The 26,547-nt window shown below is 67.8% G+C and carries 25 protein-coding genes; 13 read left to right on the top strand and 12 right to left on the bottom strand.

Going from position 1 to position 26,547, the window contains the following annotated elements:
- The 5 genes from pgsB to OG474_RS38510 are packed head-to-tail and all read left to right on the top strand — an operon-like array spanning position 1 to position 5,743.
- Positions 1 to 1,194 carry a poly-gamma-glutamate synthase PgsB gene (pgsB, locus tag OG474_RS38530; RefSeq protein ID WP_405058583.1) on the top strand — a complete coding sequence of 398 codons (1,194 nt, stop codon included), beginning with the start codon at positions 1 to 3 and terminating at the stop codon, positions 1,192 to 1,194.
- Positions 1,191 to 1,673 carry a poly-gamma-glutamate biosynthesis protein PgsC/CapC gene (locus tag OG474_RS38525; RefSeq protein WP_405058582.1) on the top strand — a complete coding sequence of 161 codons (483 nt, stop codon included), beginning with the start codon at positions 1,191 to 1,193 and terminating at the stop codon, positions 1,671 to 1,673. Before pgsB ends, OG474_RS38525 begins: the two co-directional genes overlap by 4 nt.
- 11 nt (positions 1,674 to 1,684) lie before the next feature.
- The gene (locus OG474_RS38520) at positions 1,685 to 2,569 is read left to right on the top strand and encodes a hypothetical protein (protein WP_405058581.1); all 885 of its coding nucleotides are present in this window, start codon (positions 1,685 to 1,687) and stop codon (positions 2,567 to 2,569) included.
- On the top strand, positions 2,566 to 3,396 hold the full coding sequence (locus OG474_RS38515) for a hypothetical protein (protein ID WP_405058580.1): 831 nt from the start codon (positions 2,566 to 2,568) through the stop codon (positions 3,394 to 3,396). Before OG474_RS38520 ends, OG474_RS38515 begins: the two co-directional genes overlap by 4 nt.
- A gap of 22 nt (positions 3,397 to 3,418) precedes the next feature.
- On the top strand, positions 3,419 to 5,743 hold the full coding sequence (locus OG474_RS38510) for a CapA family protein (protein ID WP_405058579.1): 2,325 nt from the start codon (positions 3,419 to 3,421) through the stop codon (positions 5,741 to 5,743).
- A 126-nt stretch (positions 5,744 to 5,869) separates the two neighbouring features.
- On the opposite strand, the gene OG474_RS38505 is transcribed toward OG474_RS38510, so the two are convergent.
- A complete protein-coding gene (locus OG474_RS38505) occupies positions 5,870 to 7,954 on the bottom strand; it encodes a type IIA DNA topoisomerase subunit B (protein ID WP_405058578.1) in 2,085 nt (694 codons plus the stop codon).
- 384 nt (positions 7,955 to 8,338) lie between these two features.
- Between OG474_RS38505 and OG474_RS38500 the strand changes: the two genes are divergently transcribed.
- Complete coding sequence (locus OG474_RS38500) at positions 8,339 to 8,587, top strand: hypothetical protein (protein ID WP_391544614.1); 249 nt, start codon at positions 8,339 to 8,341, stop codon at positions 8,585 to 8,587.
- Between the two features lie 101 nt (positions 8,588 to 8,688).
- Here OG474_RS38500 and OG474_RS38495 read toward each other — a convergent pair whose 3' ends face one another.
- Positions 8,689 to 10,668, bottom strand: coding sequence for a glycogen debranching N-terminal domain-containing protein (locus tag OG474_RS38495; protein WP_405058577.1), 1,980 nt, complete (start codon positions 10,666 to 10,668; stop codon positions 8,689 to 8,691).
- Positions 10,669 to 10,710: 42 nt separating this feature from the next.
- Between OG474_RS38495 and OG474_RS38490 the strand changes: the two genes are divergently transcribed.
- The 4 genes from OG474_RS38490 (at position 10,711) to OG474_RS38475 (ending at position 14,066) form a co-directional block, all read left to right on the top strand.
- On the top strand, positions 10,711 to 11,196 hold the full coding sequence (locus OG474_RS38490) for a DUF456 domain-containing protein (RefSeq protein ID WP_405058576.1): 486 nt from the start codon (positions 10,711 to 10,713) through the stop codon (positions 11,194 to 11,196).
- A 67-nt stretch (positions 11,197 to 11,263) separates the two neighbouring features.
- Positions 11,264 to 11,809, top strand: a complete 546-nt coding sequence (locus OG474_RS38485; RefSeq protein WP_405058575.1) for a hypothetical protein — start codon at positions 11,264 to 11,266, stop codon at positions 11,807 to 11,809.
- Between the two features lie 68 nt (positions 11,810 to 11,877).
- Positions 11,878 to 12,579 (top strand): response regulator transcription factor, encoded by a 702-nt coding sequence (locus OG474_RS38480; RefSeq protein ID WP_405058574.1) that lies wholly within the window; start codon positions 11,878 to 11,880, stop codon positions 12,577 to 12,579.
- Positions 12,579 to 14,066 carry a sensor histidine kinase gene (locus OG474_RS38475; RefSeq protein WP_405058573.1) on the top strand — a complete coding sequence of 496 codons (1,488 nt, stop codon included), beginning with the start codon at positions 12,579 to 12,581 and terminating at the stop codon, positions 14,064 to 14,066. Before OG474_RS38480 ends, OG474_RS38475 begins: the two co-directional genes overlap by 1 nt.
- Here OG474_RS38475 and OG474_RS38470 read toward each other — a convergent pair.
- Positions 14,063 to 14,971, bottom strand: coding sequence for a LysR family transcriptional regulator (locus tag OG474_RS38470; protein WP_405058572.1), 909 nt, complete (start codon positions 14,969 to 14,971; stop codon positions 14,063 to 14,065). The genes OG474_RS38475 and OG474_RS38470 overlap by 4 nt on opposite strands.
- A gap of 83 nt (positions 14,972 to 15,054) precedes the next feature.
- Here OG474_RS38470 and OG474_RS38465 point away from each other — a divergent pair, with 83 nt between their 5' ends.
- A complete protein-coding gene (locus OG474_RS38465) occupies positions 15,055 to 16,275 on the top strand; it encodes an MFS transporter (protein WP_405058571.1) in 1,221 nt (406 codons plus the stop codon).
- On the opposite strand, the gene OG474_RS38460 is transcribed toward OG474_RS38465, so the two are convergent.
- Genes OG474_RS38460 through OG474_RS38450 form a run of 3 tightly spaced genes read right to left on the bottom strand, consistent with a single transcriptional unit; the run spans position 16,172 to position 19,152 of the window.
- On the bottom strand, positions 16,172 to 16,870 hold the full coding sequence (locus OG474_RS38460; RefSeq protein WP_405058570.1) for an alpha/beta fold hydrolase: 699 nt from the start codon (positions 16,868 to 16,870) through the stop codon (positions 16,172 to 16,174). The two genes, OG474_RS38465 and OG474_RS38460, sit on opposite strands and share 104 nt — an antisense overlap.
- 17 nt (positions 16,871 to 16,887) lie before the next feature.
- Entirely contained in the window at positions 16,888 to 17,796 is a 909-nt protein-coding gene (gene ppk2 / locus OG474_RS38455) for a polyphosphate kinase 2 (protein ID WP_405058569.1), read from the bottom strand.
- A gap of 42 nt (positions 17,797 to 17,838) precedes the next feature.
- On the bottom strand, positions 17,839 to 19,152 hold the full coding sequence (locus tag OG474_RS38450; protein ID WP_405058568.1) for an MFS transporter: 1,314 nt from the start codon (positions 19,150 to 19,152) through the stop codon (positions 17,839 to 17,841).
- Between the two features lie 96 nt (positions 19,153 to 19,248).
- Here OG474_RS38450 and OG474_RS38445 point away from each other — a divergent pair, with 96 nt between their 5' ends.
- On the top strand, positions 19,249 to 20,061 hold the full coding sequence (locus OG474_RS38445; RefSeq protein WP_405058567.1) for a phosphotransferase: 813 nt from the start codon (positions 19,249 to 19,251) through the stop codon (positions 20,059 to 20,061).
- Between the two features lie 1,375 nt (positions 20,062 to 21,436).
- Here the strand turns inward: OG474_RS38445 and OG474_RS38440 are convergent.
- The gene (locus tag OG474_RS38440; RefSeq protein ID WP_405058566.1) at positions 21,437 to 21,712 is read right to left on the bottom strand and encodes a hypothetical protein; all 276 of its coding nucleotides are present in this window, start codon (positions 21,710 to 21,712) and stop codon (positions 21,437 to 21,439) included.
- 95 nt (positions 21,713 to 21,807) lie between these two features.
- On the opposite strand from OG474_RS38440, the gene OG474_RS38435 reads away from it, so the two are divergent.
- Positions 21,808 to 22,533 carry a TetR/AcrR family transcriptional regulator gene (locus OG474_RS38435; RefSeq protein ID WP_405058565.1) on the top strand — a complete coding sequence of 242 codons (726 nt, stop codon included), beginning with the start codon at positions 21,808 to 21,810 and terminating at the stop codon, positions 22,531 to 22,533.
- Between the two features lie 43 nt (positions 22,534 to 22,576).
- On the opposite strand, the gene OG474_RS38430 is transcribed toward OG474_RS38435, so the two are convergent.
- The 5 genes from OG474_RS38430 to OG474_RS38410 all read right to left on the bottom strand — a co-directional run bounded on the left by OG474_RS38430 (position 22,577) and on the right by OG474_RS38410 (position 26,161).
- Positions 22,577 to 23,254 (bottom strand): YidC/Oxa1 family membrane protein insertase, encoded by a 678-nt coding sequence (locus OG474_RS38430; RefSeq protein ID WP_405058564.1) that lies wholly within the window; start codon positions 23,252 to 23,254, stop codon positions 22,577 to 22,579.
- A gap of 48 nt (positions 23,255 to 23,302) precedes the next feature.
- A complete protein-coding gene (locus tag OG474_RS38425; protein ID WP_405058563.1) occupies positions 23,303 to 23,557 on the bottom strand; it encodes a DUF6412 domain-containing protein in 255 nt (84 codons plus the stop codon).
- Between the two features lie 4 nt (positions 23,558 to 23,561).
- On the bottom strand, positions 23,562 to 24,956 hold the full coding sequence (locus OG474_RS38420) for an RNA polymerase sigma factor (protein ID WP_405064658.1): 1,395 nt from the start codon (positions 24,954 to 24,956) through the stop codon (positions 23,562 to 23,564).
- 166 nt (positions 24,957 to 25,122) lie between these two features.
- Entirely contained in the window at positions 25,123 to 25,743 is a 621-nt protein-coding gene (locus OG474_RS38415; RefSeq protein ID WP_404641582.1) for an HhH-GPD-type base excision DNA repair protein, read from the bottom strand.
- Position 25,744: 1 nt separating this feature from the next.
- Complete coding sequence (locus OG474_RS38410) at positions 25,745 to 26,161, bottom strand: universal stress protein (protein WP_405058562.1); 417 nt, start codon at positions 26,159 to 26,161, stop codon at positions 25,745 to 25,747.
- Between the last annotated feature and the right edge of the window lie 386 nt (positions 26,162 to 26,547).

Here is a 26,547-nt window from a genome sequence, read left to right as displayed (position 1 = left end):
ATGCTCTTCCTCTACGGCCTGCTCATGGTGGGCGCGGGTGGCCTGCTCGCCGGCGGGATCCTCGAACAGCGTCGGCACTACGCCCGGCTGCATGCCATCCCGATCCGCGTGCTGGTCAACGGCATTCGCGGCAAGTCGTCGATCACCCGACTCTGCGCGGGCGCGCTGCGCGGGGGCGGACTCGTCACCACCGCGAAGACCACCGGCACCGCCGCCCGGTTCATCCACCCCGACGCCCATGAGGAACCGGTCTACCGCAAGTTCGGCATCGCCAACATCGTCGAGCAGATCGGCGTGGTCCGCCGCGCCGCCGCCTACCGTCCGGACGCGCTGGTGATGGAGTGCATGGCCGTGCTGCCGGACCTGCAGGAGATCAACCAGAGCAAGCTCATCCACTCGACCATCGGCGTGCTGTGCAACGTCCGTGAGGACCATCTCACCGAGATGGGCCCGACGCTCGACGACGTCGCGCGGTCGCTGTCCCGTTCGATGCCCGAGGGCGGAATCTGCGTCACTGCCGAGCGGGAGCGACTGGACATCCTGCAGGCGGAAGCGGTCAAGCGTGACTGCCGGCTGATCGCCGTCGACCCCGAGTCCGTCACCGACGAGGAGATGCGCGGCTTCGGCTGGATCACCTTCAAGGAGAACGTCGCGATCGCGCTCGCCGTCGCCGACCTGCTCAACGTCAACCGGCAGCTCGCGCTCGAGGGCATGTGGCAGGCACCACCGGACCCCGGTGTCCTGCAGGTCCACCGCTATCAGGCCGGGCGCACCCGGCTGCGGTTCGCGAACGTCTTCGCCGCCAACGACCCGGAGTCGACACTGATGAATATCGACCAGCTGCGCGGCCAGGGCGCGATCGGCGACCCACTGCACATGGTGATCAACTGCAGGCCGGACCGGATCGAGCGCAACGGCCAGATGGGTGCGCTCGTCCCCCGGATCGCACCGGACCGGGTGGTGCTCATCGGCGAGCCGACCCGCAGCGCCCGCACCGCCGTCCCCGCCGAGTGGCAGGACCGCATCCTCGACCTCGGCGGCAGGCGTCCCGCCGCGGACCTGGTTCGCGACCTGCTCGACGGCCAGTACGACGAGTTGTCGGTGGTTGCCGTCGGCAACATCCATGGCCAGGGCGAACTGCTGATCGAGGAGCTCGCCAAGCTTCCGGCCGCGTCAGCCGAGCAGCGCCGGTGAACGCCTCCGAGCTCGCCCCGGAGGTCGCGACCATCGGCCTGGCCATCGGGCTGCTGCTCTCCCTCGTCTGTTATCTGACCACCAACCTGTCCCCCGGCGGCATGATCACGCCCGGCTGGATCGCGCTCACCCTCTTCGAGGACTACCGCCGCGCGGCGATCATCGTGTTCATGACGGCGCTGACCTACGCCGGTACCAAACTGTTGCAGCGCCTGGTGATCCTCTACGGCAAGCGCCTCTTCGCCGCGGTCGTCCTGCTCGGCGTCGTACTGCAGACGACCTTGCTGATCTTCCTCCAGGCCGACCTGCCGCTGCTGTTCCTGCACCAGACGCTCGGATTCGTCGTGCCGGGCCTCATCGCCTATCAGCTGGTCCGCCAGCCACCGGGCGCGACGCTGCTGGCGACCGGCGCCGTCAGCCTCATCACCTACGCCACGCTCATCAGCGGTGTCCTCGTCGGACTCGTCCCATCACTGTGAAAGGGAATCCCATGCGTGCCAAAGTGCTCGTGCTCGTGACGGTACTGGCGGTGTCCGGCGCGGCTGCGGTGCACTACGCGAGCCAGGGCCCGGACGGCATCAAGCTCGCGTCGGCCACCGCAGCGCCGGCACCGCGCGTCGGCGAGCGGTTCACCCGGCTTACCGACCCGGCGCGGACGGTCGTCACCAGTGCGGGCGGCGCGGTGGTGGCGACGCTGACCGACGGCTCCCGCACGGTCACGCTGAACGGACCGGCGCGGACCTTCGCGGAACCAGGGTCCACCCAGGCCACGTTGACGACCACGGCCTGGGTCCGGCTCGCGCCGCACCCCTGGTCGGCGGACGCCGAGCGAGCGCCATGGTTCAAGCCGTGGCTGGCGGCCGCTACACGCGACGCCACTCCCGACCTGCTCGCGATCGGGACGCAGTACCTCAAGGGCGCTCCGACGGTGCGCGCCCGAACTGGCACGCGCATCGCGGGCCAGGCGACGTTCGGCCGAGACGCGGACTACGACGAGTACCTCCGCACAGGCGCGATCGACAGCGCCGGGTTCGTCCGGCTGGTGTACGGCTACCGCGCCGGATATCCGTTACAGGGCGACGCATCCGTGCTGCCGCGAACGGCGGCCGCGATGGCGGGAGCCGGTCCTGGCACCCCCATCGTGCCGGACACCGGCCAGCAGGCCACCGACTACTCGCGCCTGCAGCCGGGAGACCTGATGTTCTTCACCAAGGCACCCGGCACCGACGGCGTGACCCGAGTCGGCATCTACTTCGGCCTGGACGGCACCGGTCGCCCCCGCGTGCTGGGCGACTCTCCCGACAACGGAGGCCCGTCGCTGCTGGACAGAGGCAACGACTACGCCCAGACGTTCCGGTCGGCGAAGCGCCTGTGACCAGCAAGGTGCTCCGGGTGCTGGCAGTCGTCGTTGTGATCACCGTGCTGCTCGTCGCCGAGCGCGCGACGCCCGGGACCGACCTGGGCACAGTGGTCACCGACTTCACCGCAGGCTTGTCCGCGAACCAGGAGTACCAGCAGCCGAACCCCGGCGAACTCGCCGCGACCGCGGCCGGCTTCAGCGCGGCGCTCGACCACCGGAAGGCGGCGGAGTTCACCGACCTCGGCTTCACGGTGCGCGACGGCGTCGACTCCGCGACCGGGCGGGCCTACACGATCGCGGTGAGCGAGCGGGCCTGGGGAATGTATGTCATCGATCGCTCGGCGGCGCTGTCGGTCGCCGTCGAGGTCCCGCATCCAGTCTCAGACCTGCACACCGAACTCGTCGGCGTCGACCTGTTCCGGCACGAACCCGGCGCGGTGCTGCTGGTCGCGGGCGCGCATCGGAGGGCGGCGGACGTCGCCCACGAACCCGCCTCGGTATTCCACACCGTCGCGACCGTCCTGGCACGACGGGGGCTGGCCCAGGTGCAGTTGCACGGGTTCGACGACCGGAACCTGCCCGCGACGGACGTCGTACTTTCGTCCGGGGCGGCCCTCGCGGGCGACTTGGCGCGGCAGACGGCCGACCGACTCACAGCAGGGGGATTCGCCGTGTGTCACGCCTGGACCGAGCGTTGCGACGGACTAGAGGGCAGGACCAATGTGCAGGGCGAGCTGGCCGCGGCGGCCGGGACAGAGTTCCTGCACGTCGAGATGAGCCGAACAGTGCGGGACTCACCCGGGCGGCGGGCGGACCTCGTCCGGGCGCTGATCCACGCGTAGCGCCTAGCAGGAGGCGAAGTTCATGAAGAAACGGTACGCACTGACGCTCGGCGCGCTGGCTGTCGTCACGGTCACCGTGACCGCTGTCGTGGCACGGCCGGTTCCCCACAGCGATGTCACGGCTACCCTCGGCGCGCCCGTGGTGTCGGTGTCGGTCGTTGACGAGGCCGGCGCTCCGGTGGCGGCCACAGTGGACACCGGTGCCGGTCCGAAACCGGTGTCCACCCAGGGAATCGCCCAGGTGCAGTTGCGCTCAGGCCCTGTGCTCGCGACCGTGTCCGCACCGGGCTACCTCGCCGAACCGGTGCCGCTCGGCCTGGAGGACGCGGGCCGGACCGTCCCAGTGCGCCTGCTGTCCGACCACGGCGGAAAGCGTTATGTCGTGCACTCCGCGGGCGACGTCATGTTCGGCCGCCGGTATCAGACCGCCTCGCAGCCCCTGATTCCCCGCGCCGACGCGGCCAGTGGCGCCGAAGCGGTCGTCGACGCGGTCGCACCCGCGTTCCGCCTGGCCGACCTGAGCACGGTCAACCTTGAAACCGTGCTCAGCACCGCGCCCCCGAAAACCGCCTACGCCAGCAAGCGGTTCATCCTGCAGTCGCCGCCGGCCACGATCCAGGGTCTCAAGAAACTCGGTGTCGACGTACCTTCGCTGGCCAACAACCACACGCGTGACTTCCAGGATGCCGGGCTGGCCGACACGACGAAGGCCCTGTCCGCGGCCGGGTTCCCGATCGTCGGGTTGTCCGCCAGCGACCAGCCACAACCGGCGTACCACACGAACATCCGCGGCAACGCGGTCACGATGCTGGCCTACACCAGCGTCGACGGCGATTTCGTCAACGACAGCTACGCGCTCTCGCACGGAGGCGAAGCGTGGCAGAACGAACCACGCCGCTGGCACTTCGGCTCCCGGGTACGCGACGCGGCCAGGACCATCGGCAAGGCCTGGCAGGTCTTCAACCGGCTCGAACCGAAGCTCTCCCCGCCCGAGTCCGCCGCGATGTGGACCTCGATCACGCAGGTCTACCCGGAACTCCAGGACTGGGTCGCCCGCCGGGGGCACAGCGGCGCGGCCCGGTGGAACCCCAGGACCTCGCCGGCCGAGATCTCCGCCGCGAAAGGCGGCACATCTCGGCGGAAGGGCGGCCTCACGATCGTCCAGCTGCATTCCGGCTTCCAGTTCCAGACTGCCTCCGCCAAGAGCACCCGCGCGATGGCACGGGCCGCGATCGACGCGGGCGCCGACATCGTCATCGCCCATCATCCCCACGTCCTGCAGGGCATGGAGTGGTACAAGGGCCATCTGATCGCCTACAGCATGGGCAACTTCGTGTTCGACCAGAACTTCCTGGCCAGCTTCGCCAGCGCGTTCCTGCGCACGGTCTGGGAGGGCCGGCAGCTCGTCGAAGCGCGGCTCGTGCCGGTCGAGATCGACGGCTACCGCCCGGCGGTCGCCACCGGCGCCGCGGCGCGACGCACGCTGAACGGCATGTGGGCCAACAGCCTTCGCGATGCCCAGGCCCAGCGGGAGCCCGACCAGAGCGTCTCGACGATCTCGTTGGTCCGCGACCGGGACTCACGTCCGGCCCAGTTCCTCTTCGAACACGGCACGGCCCGTGTCGTCGCCAACGCCCCGCTGGAACACCCCGCGCCGGTCACCGTCGCGCCACACAGCGACGCCGCCGTCCCGCCCGGTGGCCTGACCCGGCTCGACGCTCGATCAGGCCGGTCCAGTCTGTCTCTGGGCAGCGAGCTGTTCGGTTGGGGTCGTTTCGAGGACGACACCGCCGACAACCACCCGGACGCGGCAACGCACTGGCCACCGAACACCGGACCGCTCATCGGCGGCGGCGCCCTCGGCGACGCCGGCTACCTGCAGCTCAGCGGCAACGGCAGCGGGAAACTCGTGCGCCCGGTCGCCCGCATCGCACTGCCCCGCCATCCGGACCCGGTCACCTACACCGTTCGTGCCAAGGTTCGCGCGTCCACCGGCGCGACGCCCCTGCTGCGGGTCACGTCGTACCACTTCGACGACAGCGACCCGACCGAGGACCCGGACTCGCGGCTCCTGCTCGACGTCGACCACACCGCGTCGGTCCCGTCCGACGGCGCCTGGCACGAGATCTCCTTCGACATCTCACCGGCCGACCTCGGCAAGGGCGCCAACATGGTGCTGCTCTCCGCAGGAGTCCGAGGCGACTCGGTGATGGACACGGTCGACCTCGACAACCTCGAGTTCATCGAATGGCGTCCCGCCGGCACCAGCGAATGGGCCCCCTACGACTACATCCGCAACCACAGCAACACCCCGGTGACCGCCGCCTTGCGCCGCTTGGGAGGTTGATGAGACAGGTCAGAGCAGGCCGGCGGTGACGGAGCCGGTACGGCGCACATTCTGCGCCACGCCGGCGACAAAACGGCCGACGTCCCGTCGAACTGGGCCGCGATCCCGGAACCTCGCCGACTCCGCTCAGACGTCGATGCGACTCTCGTCGAGCTCGTAGGCGCCCTGGACGATGAACTCCTTGCGGGGAGCCACGTCGTTACCCATCAGCAGGTCGAACACCTGGGCCGCGGCCTCACCGTCGTCGACGGTCATCCGCCGCAGGGTCCGGTGGCGGGGGTCGACGGTGGTTTCGGCCAGCTGGTCGGCATCCATCTCACCGAGACCCTTGTAGCGCTGCGGGGGCTCTTTCCACTTGACGCCCTTCTTCATCAGCTCGGCCGACTTCCGCTGATACTCCGCGTCGCTGTAGGTGTAGATGTACTTGTCCTGACCCTTCTTCGGGTTGGTCAGCTCGAAGCGGTGCAGCGGCGGCACGGCGGTGTAGACGCGACCGGCGTCGACCAGCGGCCGCATGTAGCGGAAGAACAGCGTGGCCAGCAGGCAGCGGATGTGCGCGCCGTCGGAGTCGGCGTCGGCCATGAAGATGATCTTGCCGTAGCGGACCTGCTCCAGGTCGAAGCTGCGGCCGGAACCGGCGCCGACCACCTGGATGATCGAGGCGCACTCGACGTTCTTCAGCATGTCGGCGACGGACGCCTTCTGCACGTTCAGGATCTTGCCCCGGATCGGCAGCAGCGCCTGGAACTCCGAGTTGCGCGCCACCTTCGCCGTACCGAGAGCAGAATCACCCTCGACGATGAACAGCTCCGATTTGTCGACATCGTTACTTCGGCAGTCGGCCAGCTTGGCCGGCAGCGCCGACGACTCCAGCGCGGTCTTGCGGCGCTGCAGCTCGCGGTGCTGACGGGCCGCCACGCGCGTCCGGGACGCCGCCACGACCTTCTCCAGCACCGCCCGGGCCTGAGCCTTGTGCTCACGCTTGGTCGAGGTCAGGAAGGCCTCGAGCTCGGTCTGCACGACCTTCGAGACGATCCGCGAAGCGGCCGGCGTACCCAGCACCTCTTTGGTCTGGCCGTCGAACTGCGGCTCCGCCAGCCGGACCGTCACGATCGAGGTCATGCCCTCGAGGACGTCGTCCTTGATCAGCTCCTCGCCGCTCTTCAGCAGACGAGTGCCCTCCATCGCGTTGGTGAAGCTCTTGGCCAGCGCCCGCTCGAAGCCGGAGACGTGGGTGCCGCCCTTGGTGGTGGCCACGATGTTCACGAACGAGCGGAGCTCGGTCTCGTAGCCGTCGCCCCAGCGCACCGCGATGTCCACCTCGAGATCACGCTCGACATCGGTCGGCGTCATGTGGCCGGCGTCGTCGAGCATCGGGACGGTCTCGGTGAAGTGACCGGTCCCGGTCAGCCGGACGACCTCGGTGACCTTCTGGTCGGTGGCCAGGAACTCGCAGAACTCGCTGATCCCGCCGTCGTGCTTGAAGTGCTCCTCGGTCGCCTCGTCACCGCGCTCGTCGCGGATCACCAACTCCAGGCCGGGCACCAGGAACGACGTCTGCCGCGCCCGGGTGACCAGCTCGTCGTAGTTGAAGCTCGCGTCGCGGGTGAAGATCTGCCGATCCGCCCAGTACCTGATCCGGGTGCCGGTCATGCCCTTCTTCGCGCGGCCGGCCTTACGCAGGCCCTTCGCCGCGGTGAAACCGGCCGTGGCGCCCTCGGCGTCGAACTCACCGGCGACACCCCGCCGGAACGACGTGGTCCAGACCACTCCACCGCGGTCGACCTCGACATCGAGCCGCGCCGACAGCGCGTTCACGACCGAGGCACCGACACCGTGCAGACCACCGGAGGCGTTGTACGACCCGCCGCCGAACTTGCCGCCGGCGTGCAGTTTGGTGAACACCACCTCGACACCGCTGAGCTTGGTCTTCGGCTCGATGTCCACCGGGATGCCGCGGGCGCGGTCGCGCACCTCGACCGAGCCGTCCTTGTGCAGGACGACGTCGATCCGGTCGCCGTGACCGGCCAGGGCCTCGTCGACGGCGTTGTCGATGATCTCCCACAGACAGTGCATCAGGCCGCGACTGTCGGTGGACCCGATGTACATACCGGGGCGCTTCCGGACCGCCTCGAGTCCTTCGAGGACGAGCAGGTTGCGGGCGTTGTACGTCGGGTCGAGCTCGGTACTACGAGGCGTCGGGGCGGCCACAGGGCTCCTTCACTGGTTCACCAACTCACTACGAGGGACAGCCTATGCGGCCGCACCCCCAAAACCTGTTAGCGGCTCCGACACTCGGGGAACCTGACAGGACAACGAGAAAGGTGCTATCTCAGATATCGATCCGGACTCGATCGGGCGTGCCCCACGACACACCGAAGATCAGCAACCGGTGACCAGAACATGGCGCAGAGTGAGATAAGACACGCCCGACACGGCGGGAACCGCCTAAATCGCTCGAAACAGAAACGATTCCGCGTCAGCATGCGTCATAAGGGAGCAGGTGCTTCGTCTCACATTCGGACACGTTGACCCCACCGGGAAGCGATCCGCATGTCAGGATGTTGGTATCTGGTGAGAACGGAACTAGATGAGATGAGGCCTCAAGTGACTACAGCACTCGCCCCGAGTTCGGCCCTGTCGGCCGCGGATCGTTGTGACCGCTGCGGTGCGCAGGCCTACGTCCGTGTCACCTTGACCAGCGGTGGGGAGCTTCTGTTCTGCGCCCACCACGGCCGGGAGCACTCGGACAAGCTGCGCAACATCGCCGTCACCATTCACGACGAGACGGGCCGGCTCGAAGCCGCTCCCGCCGCCGTCGCTGCTGCGGAGGACGAACGGTAAGCCAGGTCTCATAAACGCGCCAACGGCGGCGCCAAAGTCCTACAGAGCCGATGGCGGTCCCCCAAAGGGCGACCGCCATCCTTGCGTTCCTGGACGCAATGTCAGCTGACAAGGTGCTGGAGGTCCTTCGGGGCCTCCAGCACTGCTGTCTCTCCGTTCCGCCACTCGACGGTGAGCGGCGCACCGGCCAGCGTCAGCCCGTTGAGCCTCAGCTCGGACCACGGCAGCGACGGAGCCGGGTTGATCGTCAAGGTGCCGCCCGGGACATCCGGTTCGATACCCAGCGCGGCAATGAGGACGGCGATCGCGGAGGCCGCCGCCCAGGCCTGCGGCCGACAGGATCCCGGGTACGGCGTCGGTCGCGTCTCCGCGGTCGACCCGCGGCCGCCGTACAGCTCGGGAAGCCGGTAGTCGAAACTCTCGGCCGCCCGGACCAGACCTGCGACGTACGACGAAGCGACGTCGGCGTGGCCGGTGGCGTAGAGGCCCTGGACGGCCATCGCGGTGTCGTGCGGCCAGATGCTGCCGGTGTGGTAGCCGATCGGGTTGAACCGGGACATCGCGGTCGACAGGGTCCGCAGGCCGAAGCCGCTGTCCAGGTCGTCCTCGCCTAGCAGGTCCGCGACGAGCTGTTCTTCGTCAGCGTCCAGCAGGCCGGTGCCGAGCAGGTGGCCCATGTTCGAGGCTCGGCCGGCTACCGCGTTCTTGGCGCCATCGAGAGCGATCGCCGGGTAGCCGTGCACCCAGAACGCGCTGCGGAAACGCTCCTGCAGCGCAGCTGCCCACACACGCCACTCGTCACCTGACTCCCCGAACGCCTCCAGAAGCTCGGCACCACGCACAGCGGCCGCATAGGCGTAGCCCTGCACCTCGCACAGAGCGATGGGCGCGGTGGCCAGCTCGCCGTTCGGCCATTGCACCGAATCGTTCGAGTCCTTCCAGCCTTGATTCGCCAGGCCGTGGCCGGACTCGTCGATGTACTCGAGGAAGCCGTCACCGTCCGGGTCGGCATAGTCCCGCATCCATTCCAGCGCCCGCCGCAAGTTCGGCAGCAAGTCACGCACCTCGTCGGATGGCATACCCCAGCGCCAGGCCTTGTGCAGTGTGGTGATCCAGAGCTGCGTCGCGTCGTGCGTTCCGTAGTACACCGGCGGCAGCACAAAGTCGTCCCCGTGGGCGGCGGCCTCCGCGCGGAGCTCGTGCGGGATCTTCCCGGGCTGCTCAGCGGTGCCGATATCGACCTTCGTGCCTTGCCAGCCAGCGAGCACGCGAAGCGTGCCTGCGGCCAGCTCAGGGTCGACCGGAATCAGCATTCCGGCGGAGATCAGCGAGTCCCGGCCGAACAGTGTCAGGTACCAGGGTGGGCCGGCCCCGAGGTAGCGGTCGTTGCCGACGGCAAGTTGTAGCGCCTGAACGTCTTCCAGGGAACGTTCGAACCAGCACTCGACCCGGTGATCACTACAGTGAACACTCGCGGTGTACAGAATAGTGTTCACCGGTGGGTTGATATCGAAGCCGCTGAGCGAGCGTGGACCGGAAGCGATCACTTTAGTGATCATCGTGAACTCCTCCCCCGGCTCCAACTGCGGTGTCGCAGTCAATCCGAGGTCCAGCTCCGCAGTCACCCGCGTGCCCTCATTCTCCCAGTAAAGACGGCCAGGACCGTCGTACTGAGGCTCTAGAGTGGGCAGTGTCACGGCGCTGTGGTTCCGCACCTGAACGATCCCGGCCAGGTCGGTGCCCAGGGCAACTTCCAGCTGACAGGTCACAGCCTCCCGGGAGTTGTTCACCAGCGTGAGGTGCTCGGTCATTCCGTCGCGAGTCAGCTCACGCCGCCGGTACAGCAGGACGGTCTCCTCACGATCCACCTTCGCGACGTACACGTGGGTGGAGGCACTCCGCTCGTCCACCTGAAGCGGAATGGGCTCGGCACCGTCAACCGTGACCACCAACTTGGACAGCAGCCGTATGTCCCGCGCATAGACACCCTCAACACCGGAGCCGGTCAGCTGACCGGAGCGCGGCGAGAGGACCACCCAGGGAGCGGCCAGTGCAGTGACCAATTCGTGCAGCTGGGACATGCTTCCACCCTAAACGCGCCCGTTGTACGGCAGAGTGTCCGTGTGAACACTGCACTAACCGTCCTCATCGGGGTGGCGATCTTCGTCGGCATCCTGGGCATCGTGATCCCTGTGCTGCCTGGCGCCATCCTGAGCCTGGCCGCCATCCTGGTCTGGGCTCTGGTCGAACGCAGCACCACCGGCTGGATCGTGCTCGCGGCCGCCGTGGTGCTCATCGGTGCCAGCCAGGTGGTCAAGTACACCGTTCCCGAACGCCGGCTCCGCGAGTCCGGCGTACCACGCCGCTCGATGCTCATCGGCGTCCTGCTGGGCATCGTGGGCTTCTTCGTGATCCCGGTCGTCGGCATGTTCGTCGGCTTCCCGCTCGGCGTCTACCTGTCCGAGCGGCAGCGGCTGAAGACCCACACGGCCGCCTGGACCTCCACCAAGCACGCACTGCGCGCCACCGGGCTGTCCATCCTGATCGAGTTCATCGGTACGTCGCTCGCCGCGGCCGTCTGGCTGATCGCCGTACTGTTCGTCGTCTGAGCGATTGCCAGGCTTTTCTCAGGCGCACCGGAGCCTCGTCTCAGAACCACGAGCGAGTGTGGACCGCATGGCATTGTTCAGAAATCTCTCAGAGAAACGCTGGCGGATCGCGGGCACCATCGCCGCGGTCGCCGTCACCACCACGGCCGGCGGTGTCGCCTGGGCCGCAACCAACGCCGACCCCACCCCCGCACCCTCCGCGTCACCGTCCAAGCCGGCCGACCCGGCACGTCCCCCGGCCGGTCCCGACCGAGGCCCGGGCGGCGGACCCGGCAAGGTCCTCGGCCAGGGCGGCGCGCTGCACGGTGAGTTCGTCGTCAAGAAGGACGGCGGCGGCTACCAGACCGTGGCCACCCAGCGCGGCGAGGTCACCGCGGTCAGCAAGGACTCCATCACGGTCAAGAGCGAGGACGGCTACAGCCGCACCTACACCCTCACCGCAGACACCCTGGTGAACGCCGCCCGTGACGGAATCGGCGACGTGAAGACCGGAAACACGGTCAATGTCTCCGCTGTGGTCGCCGACGGCAAGGCCACCGCGACCAGCCTCAGCGACGGCACCGTCCGCAAGGCCGCCGGGGAGAAGTGGGGCTTCCACCGCGGAGCCCGATGACCACGACTCACAGCTGATTGCCAGCAAGATGCCAGGGTCACCATGGGTAACAGCGGCAGACTGTGCGCATGAGCCCGCATCTTCTGGTGGTCGACGACGAGCCGAACATCGTCGAACTGCTGTCCGCGAGCCTGCGCTTCGCAGGGTACGACGTCTCCACCGCCAGCCACGGCACCGAAGCGCTCCGCAAGGCGCGTGAGGTCCAGCCCGACCTGGTCGTCCTCGACGTGATGATGCCCGGCCTGGACGGATTCGAGGTGGTCCGGCGGTTGCGAGGTGAGGATCGGCATGTGCCGGTGTTGTTCCTCACCGCCCGCGACGCCGTCGAGGACAAGGTCCTCGGCCTGCAGACCGGCGGCGACGACTACGTGACCAAGCCGTTCAGCCTGGACGAGCTGGTCGCCCGCGTCCGCGCCCTGCTGCGCCGCTCCGGTCACCGCGAGCAGACGACGACCGAAGCCGCCGTACTGCGCTATGCCGACCTCGAGCTCAACGAGGACAGCTACGAGGTCTTCAAGTCCGGCGAGGCCGTCCAGCTGTCGCTGACCGAGTTCAAGCTGCTGCGCTGCCTGCTCGAGAACGCCGAACGCGTCATGTCGAAGGGCCAGATCCTGTCCGCGGTCTGGAACTACGACTTCGCCGGGGACGCCGGCGTGGTCGAGTCCTACATGTCGTACCTGCGCCGTAAGGTCGACACCGGCGACCAGAAGCTGCTCCACACCGTCCGCGGGGTCGGCTACGTCCTACGCACCCCGCGAGGCCCCAGCTGATGCTCAACCACCGGCGCTTCACCGACCGCTACCCCCTCCGCGTCACCATCGTCGTAGTCCTGCTGACGCTGGTGGCGCTCGCGCTCGTGGCCTCCGGCGTAGTAGCCACCACCATCATGCGCGGCTACCTGGTCGACAAGATCGACCAGCAACTCGGGGAGACCGCGGACCAGATCGCCCACATCGACGCCGAACGGCGGCCCCGTCCGCCCGGTACGGGGCCTGGGCGACGACAGCTACCCAGCCAGTTCGTCCTCAAGATCAGCGACTCCAGCGGCAACAGCCCCGGTGCCTTCGGCGCGCAGCTCGTCGATGGAGAGCCGCTCCCGAACCTCCCGACGCTCGACCTCAACCAGGTGCGAGACCGTGCTGGTCAGGCCTTCAACGTGAGTGCCGTGTCTGGCGGGACCACCTGGCGTGTGATCGCTGTGCCAACCGACAACGGCTCTGGTTCGGTCATGGTTGCCCAGAGCCTGCACGACATGTCGCGCACCTTGCAGCGGCTGGTGGGGGTGCAGGCTGCGGCTGGGTTCATCCTGCTCGTGCTGCTCGCCGGTGTGGGCACCTTCGTCGTACGGCGAAGTCTGCGCGGACTGGAGGATGTCGAACACACCGCCGTGGCGATCGCGGGCGGTGACCTCAGCCGGCGCATTCCGGAGCGCGACCCCCGCACCGAGGTCGGCCGGCTTTCGCAGGCGCTGAACCAGATGCTCGGTCAGATCGAGAACGCCTTCGCCCAACGCACCGCATCCGAGTTCGCCGCCCGGGTGTCCGAGGACACCGCTCGCCGCTCCGAGGAAGACGCGAAGCAGTCCGAGGACCGGATGCGGCGGTTCGTCGCCGACGCCTCCCACGAACTCCGCACTCCCCTGACCTCCATCCGCGGGTTCGCCGAGCTCAGCCGGCAACGCGGTGTCGTCGAGCCGGACGTGATGAAGCGGATCGAGGACGAAGCCAAGCGGATGGGCCTGCTCGTCGACGACCTGCTCCTGCTCGCCCGCCTCGACCAGCAACGCCCGCTCCGGATGGAGGCAGTCGACCTGCTGCCGGTCGCCGCGGACGCCCTGCACAACGCCCAGGCCATGCAGCCCGAGCGCAACATCTCACTGAAGATCCTCCCCGACTCCGAAGCTCCCGTCGTTCAAGGCGACGAGGCCCGCCTGCGCCAGGTCCTGGGCAACCTGATCAGCAACGCGCTCCATCACACCCCCGTCGACGCGCCGATCCTCGTATCGGTCGGGACCCGCGGACGCGACGCCGTACTCGAAGTCAGCGACTCAGGTCCCGGACTCACCCAGGAGCAGAAGGCTCGCGTGTTCGAACGCTTCTACCGAGCGGACTCGGCCCGGACCCGTACGACGGGAGGCTCCGGGCTAGGTCTCTCGATCGTCGCCGCGTTGGTCGCCGCTCACGCGGGCCGGGTGGTCGTCACCGACACCGACCCCCACGGCGCAACCTTCACCGTGCTGCTGCCCCTACCGAACTAGCTCCTACCGAACTGGCCGAGCCCGGCGACGATCTCAGTGGCAATCTCGCGGGCGATCTCGATCGCCCGCACAGCCAGTGGCGACTGCGCCGCCGTCGCCGGCCAGTGCAGGTAGATCCCGCGGGTCGGCGCCGGCTGCAACTGATGGACAGCGAGCCGCTTGTCGGAGCGGGCATCAGCGCCGTACACCGCGAGCCATGGCAGCACAGCCCAGCCCAGTCCGGCTCGCACCATCGACAGGATCGTCTCGTTGCCCGGCGTACGGAACACAACCTCCGGTCGGGCACCCGCATCAGTCGCAGGCCCCATCCAGATCTGGTCACAGGCCTCGTGGCAACCCACAATGGGTCGGCCATCGAGTGCCGCCAAGGTGACCGGGCCGTCCGGAAGATCCCCTGGACGTGTCACCAGCAGGTGCGGGTCGTCGATCAGCCTGAGCTGCTCGACATCGCCATCGATCGCGCGATCGTAGAAGAGCAGGTCCAGCTCCCCGATCTGTGGAGCCTCGGCCGGCATGTCTGTCAGCCTGATCTCGCAGCCGGGCTGCTCCTGACGCAGCCGGCCGATGAGCGCCGGCAGGATCACGTGCGACACGCTCTGGAACGTGCCGATGTCGATGCGGCCGCCACCGGCCTTGAACCGATCGACCGCCTCGGACAACGACTCGGCCTTCGCCAGTAACTCGCGCCCATGGTCGAGGACCACCGTGCCCAGCGGGGTGAGACGCACTGGTCGCGGACCGCCCGGCCGTTCGAAGACCGCTCCCCCGACCGACTTCTCCAGCCCGGCGATCTGCTGGCTGATCGTCGACTGGGTGTAGCCGAGCCGCACCGCCGCCCGCCCGAACGTGCCCTCCTCGACGATGGTCGCCATCGTCACCAGGTGCCGCAGCTCCACATCCACCATGGGCCTGAATATAGCTGATGCCGATCGTCTTGATCGGAAACAATCGCTTTTCACGATGCCCTGCCGAATCTACCGTCGTACACATGACAGCCAGGGACATGACAGCCAAGTTGGTCAACGGATTGATGGCAACGCACTTCGTGACCCGGACCGGCGGAGTGGCGAGGGCGTTCCTGATGCTCTACCTGACCCACGAACGCGGGCTCGCACCGGCGACCGCAGGGGCGGTGATCGCGGCGGTCGGCGCCGGCGACATCGGATCCCAGCTGCTCGGCGGCTGGCTGAGCGACCGGATCGGACGCCGGAACACGATGCTGATCGGCTTCCTGGGCTCGGCTGTCGCCTTGATCGCGCTCGGCTCGGCGACCACGCTGCCGACGATCTGCGTCTCAGCCCTGGGTGTGGGACTGATGGCGGAGCTCTTCCGCCCGGTGGGGTCGGCCGCATTGGCCGATTTGCCTCCCCAGGAACGATTGTCAGCCTTCGGCCGGCTCTTCTGGGCGGCCAACGTCGGCTCCACCATCGCCACGATCGCTGCAGGAGTGCTCGTCCGGCAGGGATACGGCCTGTTGTTCTGGATCAATGCCTCGGCCGCGGTGCTCGCAGCACTCATCGTCTGGCGCTGGGTCCCCGAGACCCGGCCAACGCAGTCCGCCACCGTCCGGCGGGCGCTGCTGCCGGTCCTGCTGCGCGATCCGGTGATGCTGATGATGACCGGGATCCACGTCGTCTACTTCGCCATGTTCCTGCAGGTGTACTCGACGCTCCCCCTCATCATGACCGGCGACGGCATCGGCCCCGGCACGTACGCCGCCGTACTCGCACTGAACGGAATACTGATCATCACCGTCCAGCCGCTTGCGGTCCGCGTACTCAAGGGACGCGACACCGTCTCCGCACTGGCTGTCTCGATGCTGCTCGCCGGTGTCGGCGGCGGACTCACCGCTGTGGTCCACGGCACCGCCGCTTACGCAGCAGCGATCCTGCTGTGGACGCTCGGCCAGATCGGCGTCTCAGTCCTGTTCGGCGCCACCTTCGCCGGACTCGCTCCGGCTGACCTCCGTGGCCGATACATGGGGATCGCCTCCACCACCTGGAGCGTCGGCGCCATACTCGGACCACTACTCGGTACGGCGCTGCTGGAGCACGCCGGGCGAACGGGTGTGTGGCTGACAAGCTCAGCGATCGGACTGGCGCTCTTCACTGCCCTACTTCACCAAGGAGCAGCCGTGCGAGCTCGTCTGGCTGCGAAAACATCGGCCAATGCCCAGTCTCCAGCTCAGCCCGTCGCCAGTGCTCACTGACCAGCAGTGCAGCTACGTCCTCACTGGGCTCAGCTCCACCCAGCACACACAGGATGTACGTCGCGGGCAGCTCCGCGAGCCGCCGTACCAGCTCAGCGGGTTCGGTCAACGTCGCACCTGGGTGCGGCGTCGCACCAGCCACGATTCGCCCGATCTGCTCCGCGGTCAGACCGTGTCCGTCGAAGTGGGCCGCCGGTGCGACTGGCCAGAACCCACCGTTCTCCCCGAGCGTCGTCTTCAGCCCGACACCGCCATCCGGGAACACAGCACTGAACGGCACGCCGTCCGCCGGGACACTGGAGTCCACGAAGACCACACGCTGCAGCCGGTCCCCGATCCGACCCGCAGCCTGACCAACCGGGACACCGGCATAGCTGTGACCCACCAGCACGACCTCATGCAGGTCCCGACGTACAACCTCGTCGACGATGTCCTGGACATGCGTCTGCTGTCCGGCCGGCAGACCCTGCTTGTCGGCGAGACCGGACAGGGTCAACGGGTAGACACCGTGCCCGGCCGCACGCAACTGCGGGACTACGTCGTCCCACGCCCACGCACCGAGCCGGGCACCTGCAACCAGTACGAAGTTCGCCATGGCTGCACCGTAAAGGATTAGAGGACCGGGAAGGGGCGGTCCGCCGTCTCACCGTGCTCCAGCACCTCACTGGCCGGGCCGAGGATCTTCGGGTCCGGGCCGGCAACCAACTCGTGGTCCTTGTTCGTGTACTCATACAGACTGAGAACGTGGCGCATGGCCTCGAGGCGGGCGCGCTTCTTGTCGTTGCTCTTCACCACAGTCCACGGCGCATGCGACGTGTCGGTGTAGTGGAACATCGCCTCCTTCGCCTCGGTGTAGTCGCCCCACTTGTCCAGCGAGGCCAGGTCGGTCGGCGACAGCTTCCACTGCCGCACCGGGTCGATCTGACGGATCGTGAACCGGGTCTGCTGCTCGGCCTGCGACACCGAAAACCACAGCTTCACCAGCAGCGTGTCCGACCGGACGAGCATCCGCTCGAACTCCGGCGCCTGCCGCATGAACTCCTCGTACTGATCGTCCGAGCAGTACCCCATCACCCGCTCGACGCACGCACGGTTGTACCAGGACCGGTCGAACAGGACCATCTCACCGGCCGCGGGCAGGTGCTCGACGTACCGCTGGAAGTACCACTGCGTCTGCTCACGCTCGGACGGCTTCTCCAGCGCGACGATCCGGGCGCCGCGCGGGTTCAGGTGCTCCATGAACCGCTTGATCGTGCCGCCCTTGCCGGCCGCGTCGCGACCCTCGAACACGATCACCAGCTTCTGCTTCGACCGCTTCACCCAGTACTGCAGTTTGAGCAGCTCGATCTGCAGCAGCCGCTTGTCCCGGTCGTAGACCTCCCGCGCCAGCCGCTCGCTGTACGGATACCCCTCGCGCCAGGTGTCGACCGGCGTACCGTCGGCGCGCAGCAGGACAGGATCGTCGTCCTCCTCGTCGAGAACGCGGAAGCCGAGCTCTTGAACCAAGTCAGGGGTGTTCATGAGCACAGCGTCGGCTGGCCGGATGACTTCCAGGTGAACAGGTCAGCGGTCGAGCACAGGGAGCGGCTCGGCCCGACCGACGATGAACGCGTACGTGAGCGCTCCGATCACCGCGACCACACCGGCGACCAGGAACGACGGTAGGTAGTTGCCGTCGTACACGTCGAGCAGAAGGCCGAAGACGAACGGGCTGATGATGCCGGCGATGTTGGAGGCGAAGTTCTGGATGCCGCCGATCGACGCAACATGCCGGGAGCTCGGTGCGACATCACCCGGCAGCGACCAGATCCCCGTGGCCGCGATCGCCAGGCTCGCGTACGAGATCGCCAGGAACAGCAGAGCGACGTACACGGACTTGGCCGGCGCCGCGAAAACGATCGCCGCCCCACCGAGCAGACCGCCGACCATCACCGTCTTCCGCACCCGCGTCACATCGGCGCCGGCGCGGATCCGCCGGTCGGCGACGATCCCGGCGATCCAGCCGCCCGCGATCGCGGTGATACCGGGCAGGGTCCCGAGCGTGCCGAGCTCGGCCAGGTCGAGGTGTCGTGCGTCCTTCAGGTACGACGGGAACCAGGTGAGGAAGAAGTAGATGACGAAGTTCAGGCAGAAGAAGCCGAGCATCATGCCGCGGATCGTCCGGTACCGGAACAGATCCCGCCAGCGAACCTGGGTCGCCGACTCGTCGTCGTTCTCCTCCAGCCGGGCGCCGTTCGCGGCGATGTACTCGCGCTCGAGGTCGTTCGCGCCGGAGTGCTCGCGTGGATCGCGGTAGTACCAGTACCAGACCGCGGCCCACATCACGCCGAGCACACCCAGTACGACGAACGAGAAATGCCAACTCACCAAGGCGATCAGCGCTGTCACGACCGGCAGCGACAACACCGTCCCAACCCGCGACCCCGAGTCGATCACCGCGGTCGCGAACGCCCGCTCGTGCCGCGGGAACCACCGCGACGCCGCCTTGGTCGCACTCGGGTACGCCGGTGCCTCACCCGCGCCGAGCGCGAACCGGAACGCGAACAGCGACCAGAACCCGCGCGCCAACGGCGTCAACGCGGTGACCACGCTCCACCACAGCGCCGCGAAGGTGAACGCCTTGCGCGACCCTACTCGGTCCGCCAACCAGCCGGCCGCGAGCATCGCACCGTCGTACGCCCAGAAGAACGCGCCAAGGATCAGCCCCTTCTCCGCGTTCGACAGGTCGAGGTGCAGGTCCTCCTGGATGAACGGCAGCGCGACACTCAGATTGGCCCGATCCAGATAATTCAGTGACAGCCCGATGAAGGCGAGTCCTAGGATCAGATAGCGCCTACGCGTCGCGCCCGGTGGTGCCTTCACAGAGGTGGCGGTCACTGTGTGCTCCGATCTGCGTGCGGATCGTCGCACGTTATCGCGCGCGCCGACCAAGTGCTGACAAACGTTTCACCCAGCGGAATGAGGGCCTTTTCTGTGTTCGACGACGATGCCGAGGAGATCCCGCTGCTCGGCGGCGATGTGACGGTGGGCCTGGTCCGGGTCGGCCGCACCGTACGGCGACCGCCCGCGGAACGCGCCGAGATGGTCCGCGACCTCCTGCGCCATCTCGAGTCCGTCGGCTTCACCGGCGCCCCGCGCTACCTGGGTGTCGACTCCGCCGGCCGCGAGGTCCTCACCTACATCGAGGGCGAGGTCGCCGGCCGCCCACGCCCGGCCTGGATCGCCGACGAGGACCGGATGCTCTCGGTCGCCCACCTGGTCCGCGCGTACCACGACGCCGTCGTCGGTTTCGGCATCCCCGACAACCTGCCCGCCCCGATCGAACCGGCCGGCCTCCCCGACCTGGACGACCCACCCGAACTCGTCGGCCACCAGGACATCACCCCGGAGAACCTCGTCTTCCGCGACGGCCGCGCGTACGCCCTGATCGACTTCGACCTGGCCCGCCCGGTCAGCCGCGCCCGCGAACTCGTCAACCTCATGCTCTGGTGGGGCCCCTTCGGCGCCGAAGAAGACCTCGACCCCCTGCTCCGCAACCTCGACAGCCCCCGCCGCTGCCGCCTCATCGCCGACGCCTACGGCCTGTCCGAACCGGACCGCCACCGCCTCATGCCCCTGGCCGAAGCCCTCAACGAACGAGCCTGGCACACCATGAAGCACCGAGCCGAAACCCTAGGCGGCGGCTGGGCCCGCATGTGGTCCGAAGGTGTAGGCAACGTCATTACCAACCGCCAACACTGGCTAGCCAAAAACGCCGACACCATCGCCACCGCCCTCCTCGCCTAGAACCGGCCCCCGCGGACGACTACGCAGTCCGCCCCACCACCCTTTCGCGCTCGCGACGCTCGCCAACCCCCTCGCTCCGCTCGCCAACTCCCTCGCTCCGCTCGCCAACTCCCTCGCTCCGCTCGCCCCTGCCTCGCAAGCTCGCCAACCGACGACCGGTGGTCTCGGGCCGTGGGTCCGCATACGCCATGGGGGCTGTGAACAGGTAATACCTTGTTCAAGCCCACCGGTTCTTGTTCACGCCCATGGGTTGTGGCGCCTCGCCGGTTGTCCCGGCGGCTTGGAATCGGGCGGCGGGGGTAGGCGGTGGCTGGGCACTTCGGCTGGGCAGGAACCCCGCCTCCCTGAATGTGCTCGTCCCGTCCCTCCGCTCGGATTCGGCCGGTGGGGTGGTCGGTGGCTGGTCGCCGCTGCGGCCGGTTTTACTGAGACGGGTGGCTGGGGTGGTCTTCGGCTGAGGGGGATGGTGCGGTCGGTGACCACGGTTGCGGTTGCTTGAGCTTCCGGGCTGTGGTTGCTCCCAACGATCACGAGGCCTGTCAGCTGACCCGCCGCCGCGGTTGCTTCCGACGATCAGGAGGCCTGTCAGCTGACTCGCCGCCGCGGTTGACCACTGCGGTTCGGGTCGCTGCCTGGCTGCGGAATTTCGCTGGATATCCGTTCAAATGGGCCCTTCTCTGCTCAAATATTGAGGGGAGAAGGGTCAACTTGCGGGGAGATCCCCTCGTTTTCCGGGACCGCAACCCAAGCCCGGACGCTCAGGCGACCGAGCACGCGGTCACCGGCCTCGCCATCCCCCTCAACCACAGACCACGCCCGCCTAGCGCTTCAGTAGATCGGCCGCCGCGGCGACCAGCCACCGTCTACGTGCCCGGCCTGTCCGGTGCGGCGCGAATCGGGGGCACACCGACCACCTTTGCGGGGATCTGCTGTCTCCCAGCGGCAGCAGCTCCCCGCAAACCCGTGGAAACCCCGCCCAGCCGCAGGTTCACGGGGATCTACTGCCAAATAGAGGCAGCAATCTTCCGTGAACCTGCGGCGGATGCGACTACGTCTCGCTAATCGGTAGTAAAGCGGTGCCTGGTGACGAAAAGCTTCCGACTAGCGCGTTTCAGGACGCCAGCCATAGCCCGGAAGCTCAGCCAACGGGTACACGGTCGCCGGCCTCGCCACTCACCTCAGCCGCCGGATCGCCCGGCCGTCCCGCCGTTGCCACCGCCGCCGCGGCGACCGACCACTGCGTACCCTCCAGTTCGGTGGATATCCCACCGTCTGGGGGGTTGCCCATTCGAAATACAAGTGGGCAACCCCTCGCTTCAGTGGGCAACCCCTGGAGCGCGACCCGATGCGCGGGCTGCAATCGGAGCCCGGGAGCTCAGCCAACGGGCATCCGGTCGCCAGGCTCGCCACCTACCTCAGCCACCGGATCGCCCAGCCGGCGCTCGGCGACTCCCGCTCTGCTGCTGTTCGGTTTCCTGCTAGGGAGGTGCAACTCCTTGGCGATTAGACAAGACCTCTTGTACAAAGCGCATTGTGGAGAGAGGACCCGGATGGCCACGTTCAGCACACCGATGTCCAGCATCAGCACCAGCGTGCTCAGGCAGAGCACGATCAGAACCAGCCACCGACGCGGATGACGAGCGGTGATCACACACCTCCTCAGATTGTTCTTTGAACGGTGTGCGGGTTGAATTGCACAGCGGTCAACTCATGCACAGTGTTCAAGTCATCCGGTAGAGTGCCGGTATGGCGAGCGAGGAGTACACATCGGTCTGGACCCGGCCCAAGCGCAACCGGCGGCGTGAGCAGCCCGCGCTCAGCCAGGAGCAGATCGTCGGCGCGGCGATCAAGCTCCTCGACGCCGACGGCCTGGAGGCGCTGACGATGCGCAAGCTCGGTGTCGAGCTCGGCGCGGTGGCGACCGCCGTCTACTGGCACGTCGCCAACAAGGACGAGCTGATCGAGCTCGTGGTCGACCACGTGTACGCCGAGATCGACGTACCGGAGGTGACCGAGCAGGCCGAGTGGCGCGCCGCCGCGACCCGGCTGGCCGGAGACTTCCGCGGCATGATCCTGCGCCACCCCTGGATGGGCGCCACCCTCGCCGACGTCGGCCTGACCCTGCTCGGGCCGAACATGATGCACCTGTCCGACCGGATGCTCGCCATCTACGAGACCGCCGGCTTCACCCTTCGCGAAGCCAACCACGCCTCGACCGCGGTGATCAGTTATGTGGTCGGCCTCGCCTCCACCGAGGCCGCCACGGTCAGCAAGGTCAGACGCAGCGGCCTGTCGGCGGAGGACTGGATGGCCAAGGTCTGGCCCGTCGCCCAGCAGGCCGCCGAGGCGCACCCGCGCCTGACGGCCCTGTACGACGAGTACTCCGCCGAGGCCGCGGCCGACCAGGACGACGAGGTGTTCGACTACGGACTCGCCTGTGTCCTCGACGGCCTCGAATCGCGACTCCGCTAGACCAGTTGCCAGCAGCAACCACTCTGTTGGTTGCCAGCGACAATCAACGTTGCAGCACGGTCCGCTCGGCGACGGTCCAGGCCGTGGTCGTCAGCACGTAGAGGCCGGCGGCCAACGGTACGAACGCGGCGGTCACCAGCGTGCCGTACGGCAACCAACGGGCGAGCCGACGCGACAACGGGCTGGCGGACTCGTCCAGCTGCCGGAGCGCGACGCGCGCCGAGAACCATGCCACCACCACGAGCAGTACGGCGAGCACCAGGAAGCCGGGCGTGGCCGCGAAGACCGGCCAATGCAGACCGAGCGGCGCGCCCAGCAGCGTGCCGCTGATCAGCTGGTTGGTCTCCCCGCCGACGAGTGCGCGCGAGAAGAGCGTGTACATCAGCCAGAAGAACGGCAGCTGCGCGAGCATCGGCATCATGCCGGCGAACATCGACGTACCGTGCTCGGATTGCAGTTTGGCCAGCTCACGCTGCAGACGCTCCGGGTTGTCCCGGTGCCGGTCGGTGAGCTTCTTCAGGTGCGGCATCAGCTCCGCACGCGCGCGCAGACCGCGATGGGCGCGCAGGCTGAGCGGGAGCAGGCAGAGGCGGACGAGCAGTGTGCAGGCGACGATCGCGATGACCGCGGCCCACGGGCCGGCGAGCGGCTGCAGCGCGGTGACGAGGGACGTGAGCAGGTGATAGGCACCGGAAACCGGCGCCTCCAGAAAGGAAGGCACAGCAAACTCCAGGAAGGTGTGAAGGAATGGGTAACCCGAACGAGCGGGCTACCGTCCTGGAGCTCTGGGCCTGGGTCTGCCGGCGGCGTCCGGATCACGGAGCCGGAGGAACGCAGTGCGCTCGGCGCGGTCGCGGACCGAGGCCGCGCGGGCGAGCAGCGGTGCCGGGGTCGGTGCCGACTGGCGGGCTACCAGCAGCACCGCCAACAGCAAAGCCGCCGCTGTGAACACAGCGGCGGCCAGAGATGCCGTATCGAGGACAGGGACCACCAGCGCGAGCACGCCGGCGATCATCTGTCCCATCCGGTCAGTCTAGATAGTCGCGCAAGACCTGCGACCGCGACGGGTGCCGAAGCTTCGACATCGTCTTGGACTCGATCTGACGGATCCGCTCGCGGGTCACGCCGTAGACCTTGCCGATCTCGTCCAGCGTCTTCGGCTGACCATCCGTCAGACCGAACCGCATCGAGACCACGCCGGCCTCGCGCTCGGACAGCGTGTCGAGGACCGCGTGCAGCTGCTCCTGGAGCAGTGTGAACGAGACGGCCTCGGCCGGCACGATCGCCTCGGAGTCCTCGATCAGGTCGCCGAACTCGGAGTCGCCGTCCTCACCGAGCGGGGTGTGCAGCGAGATCGGCTCACGGCCGTACTTCTGCACCTCGATGACCTTCTCCGGGGTCATGTCGAGCTCCTTGGCGAGCTCCTCCGGAGTGGGCTCGCGCCCGAGGTCCTGCAGCATCTGGCGCTGCACGCGGGCCAGCTTGTTGATGACCTCGACCATGTGGACCGGAATACGGATCGTCCGGGCCTGGTCGGCCATCGCGCGGGTGATCGCCTGCCGGATCCACCAGGTGGCGTACGTCGAGAACTTGTAGCCCTTGGTGTAGTCGAACTTCTCGACCGCGCGGATCAGACCGAGGTTGCCCTCCTGGATCAGGTCCAGGAACAGCATGCCGCGGCCGGTGTAGCGCTTGGCCAGCGACACCACCAGGCGCAGGTTGGCCTCGAGCAGGTGGTTCTTGGCGCGGCGGCCGTCCTCGGAGATCCACTCGTACTCGTCGCGGACCTTCTCCTTGAGCTTGTTCGACTCGTCGCCGCTCTGCTCCTCCGCGAACAGGCCGGCCTCGATCCGCTTCGCGAGCTCGACCTCCTGCTCCGCGTTCAGCAGCGGGACCTTGCCGATCTGCTTCAGGTAGTCCTTGACCGGGTCCGCCGTGGCGCCCGCGACCATCACCTGCTGCTCGGGCTCGTCGGTCTCGTCGGCCTCGGACACGATGAAGCCCTGGTCCTCGGTGATCTCCTTCTCGAGGACCTTCACCGTATCGGGCTTGAAGTCGGCGTCGTCGACCTCGTCGAGAGCGCGCGGCTTACCCGTCTTGGGGTCGATCGCCAGACCGGCCTCGGACACTGCCTTCTTCGCCGGCGCCTTCTTGGCGGCAGTCTTCTTCGCGGCGGGGATACCGTCCTCCAAGGTGTCGGCGGCCTTGACCGCAGTAGTCTTCTTCGCGGCCGCCGCCTTCTTCGCGGCGGGGTCGGTCACTCGGGCGCTGGTCCTCGGAGCGGCACTGCGGGCGGTGGCGGCGACCACTGCCCGGGCTGACTCGGCGGGAACATTCTCGGACGAGCTGGACGACACGAAATACCTCTCGTCTGACGCAGGGTTTGTACGACGTTCTGGTGCTGGTGCAACATGCTTTTGGATACGACTGTGTGCGGCGGCTCGCTGGTCAGGCGGCGACAACACTCCATTGTAATCCGCAGACCAAGCCAAGGCGTTCCGCGACCCCCCGAACGACGTCCTCAGGCCTCCACCGAAGCGCGTGTCCGCGCCGGTGGAGGCCTGAGTGCGTACGTTCAGTTGTCGCGCGCTAACCGTTCCGGGTCTGCCGCAGCGGGCGGGCGACCACTCGCTGCCGGCCGACCTGCTGCTCCTGCTTGAACTGCCGGACCTTCACCAGCGACGCCACGTCGATCACGTCCGCGACCGACTTGTACGCGCCGTCCTCGCCGTACGGCTCCGAAGCTTCCCGCCACCCCCGCGGACGGACCTTCAGCTGCTTGCCGAGCAGCGCGACGAAGATCTTCGCCTTCTGCGCGCCGAAGCCCGGCAGGGCCGACAGCCTGGCCAGCAGGTCGTCGCCGGACTTGACGTCCGACCACAGGCCCGAGGCGTTGCCGCCGTACTCCTCGTCGAGGTGTTTGGCCAGGGTCTGGATCCGGGCCGCCATCGCGGTCGGGAACCGGTGCACCGCCGGCGGACCGGCGACGATCTCGACGAACGCGTCGGGATCGTAGTGCGCGACCGTGGTCGGGTCGAACGGGCCGGCCATCCGCTTCGCGATCGCGACCGGTCCGGCGAACGCACGCTCCATCGGGATCTGCTGATCCAGCAACATCCCCACCAGCAGTGCGAACGGGTCTCTGCTCAGCATCTCGTCGGCGTCGGGCTGCTGTGCGAGGCACAGCTTCTTGCTGCGTGTCGAAGTCACCTCAGTCCTCCTCCCCTACCTCAGCCTTGACCGCCAGCACCGGACACGGAGCGTCCAGAAGGACCCGCTGGGCGTTGCTGCCGAGGATGAGCTTGCCGACCGGCGACCGGCGTCGCAGGCCGATCACGATGAACTCCGCGTGCACCTGCTCGGCGACGGCCACCAGGTCCTCCGCCGGGTCGAGTCCACGCACCAGCTGCCGCACCTCGTACGGCACACCGGTCGAGTCGAGCTGCTCCCGAACCTCCGTCAAGGCGGCATCACTCGCCGCGGCCTCGTCGCTGTCGAAGCTCCGGCCACCGCGGTGCGAGTTCACCACCACCAGCTTGGCGTCGCGCAGCGTCGCCTCTTCGGCCGCTCGCCTGAGGGCGGCACGGCCCTCGGCCTTCGGCACATATCCCACGACGATGGTCGTCATCGCCCTGCCTCACCTCCGGGTGTCATGTCGACCCGTTCCGAACGATACTGCTCCCGGCCTGAGTCGGCATCCGCTGCCATAACACCAATTGGTGTCGCACTCGCCAACTGGTGTGTCGCGGTCGGCCGATCGTCGAACGGGTAGTACTCCACCAGCGGAGCAGCTGTCTGACGACTGCTACACCGGTGCCCGAGTACTACCCGCGGCGGGACGCTCTAACCTTCCGGTTGCCACACCTTTGCAGGGCTGTCACCCAACGCGCCACCCCTGTAGGCCGGGTCGTTATCGAACTCGTCCACCCAGTTGCCCTGGGCAAGATCGCCGGGTTCCGCCCGGCTGACCGTGGTTCCGCGCTCCCCCGAGCGTCCTGTCCACCGTTGTCTGGC

It is taken from the genome of Kribbella sp. NBC_01505 (assembly GCF_045040285.1).
GTDB lineage: Bacteria > Actinomycetota > Actinomycetes > Propionibacteriales > Kribbellaceae > Kribbella.
Note: the sequence above shows the minus strand (reverse complement) of the source record. Positions and strands in the feature narration are given on the sequence as shown.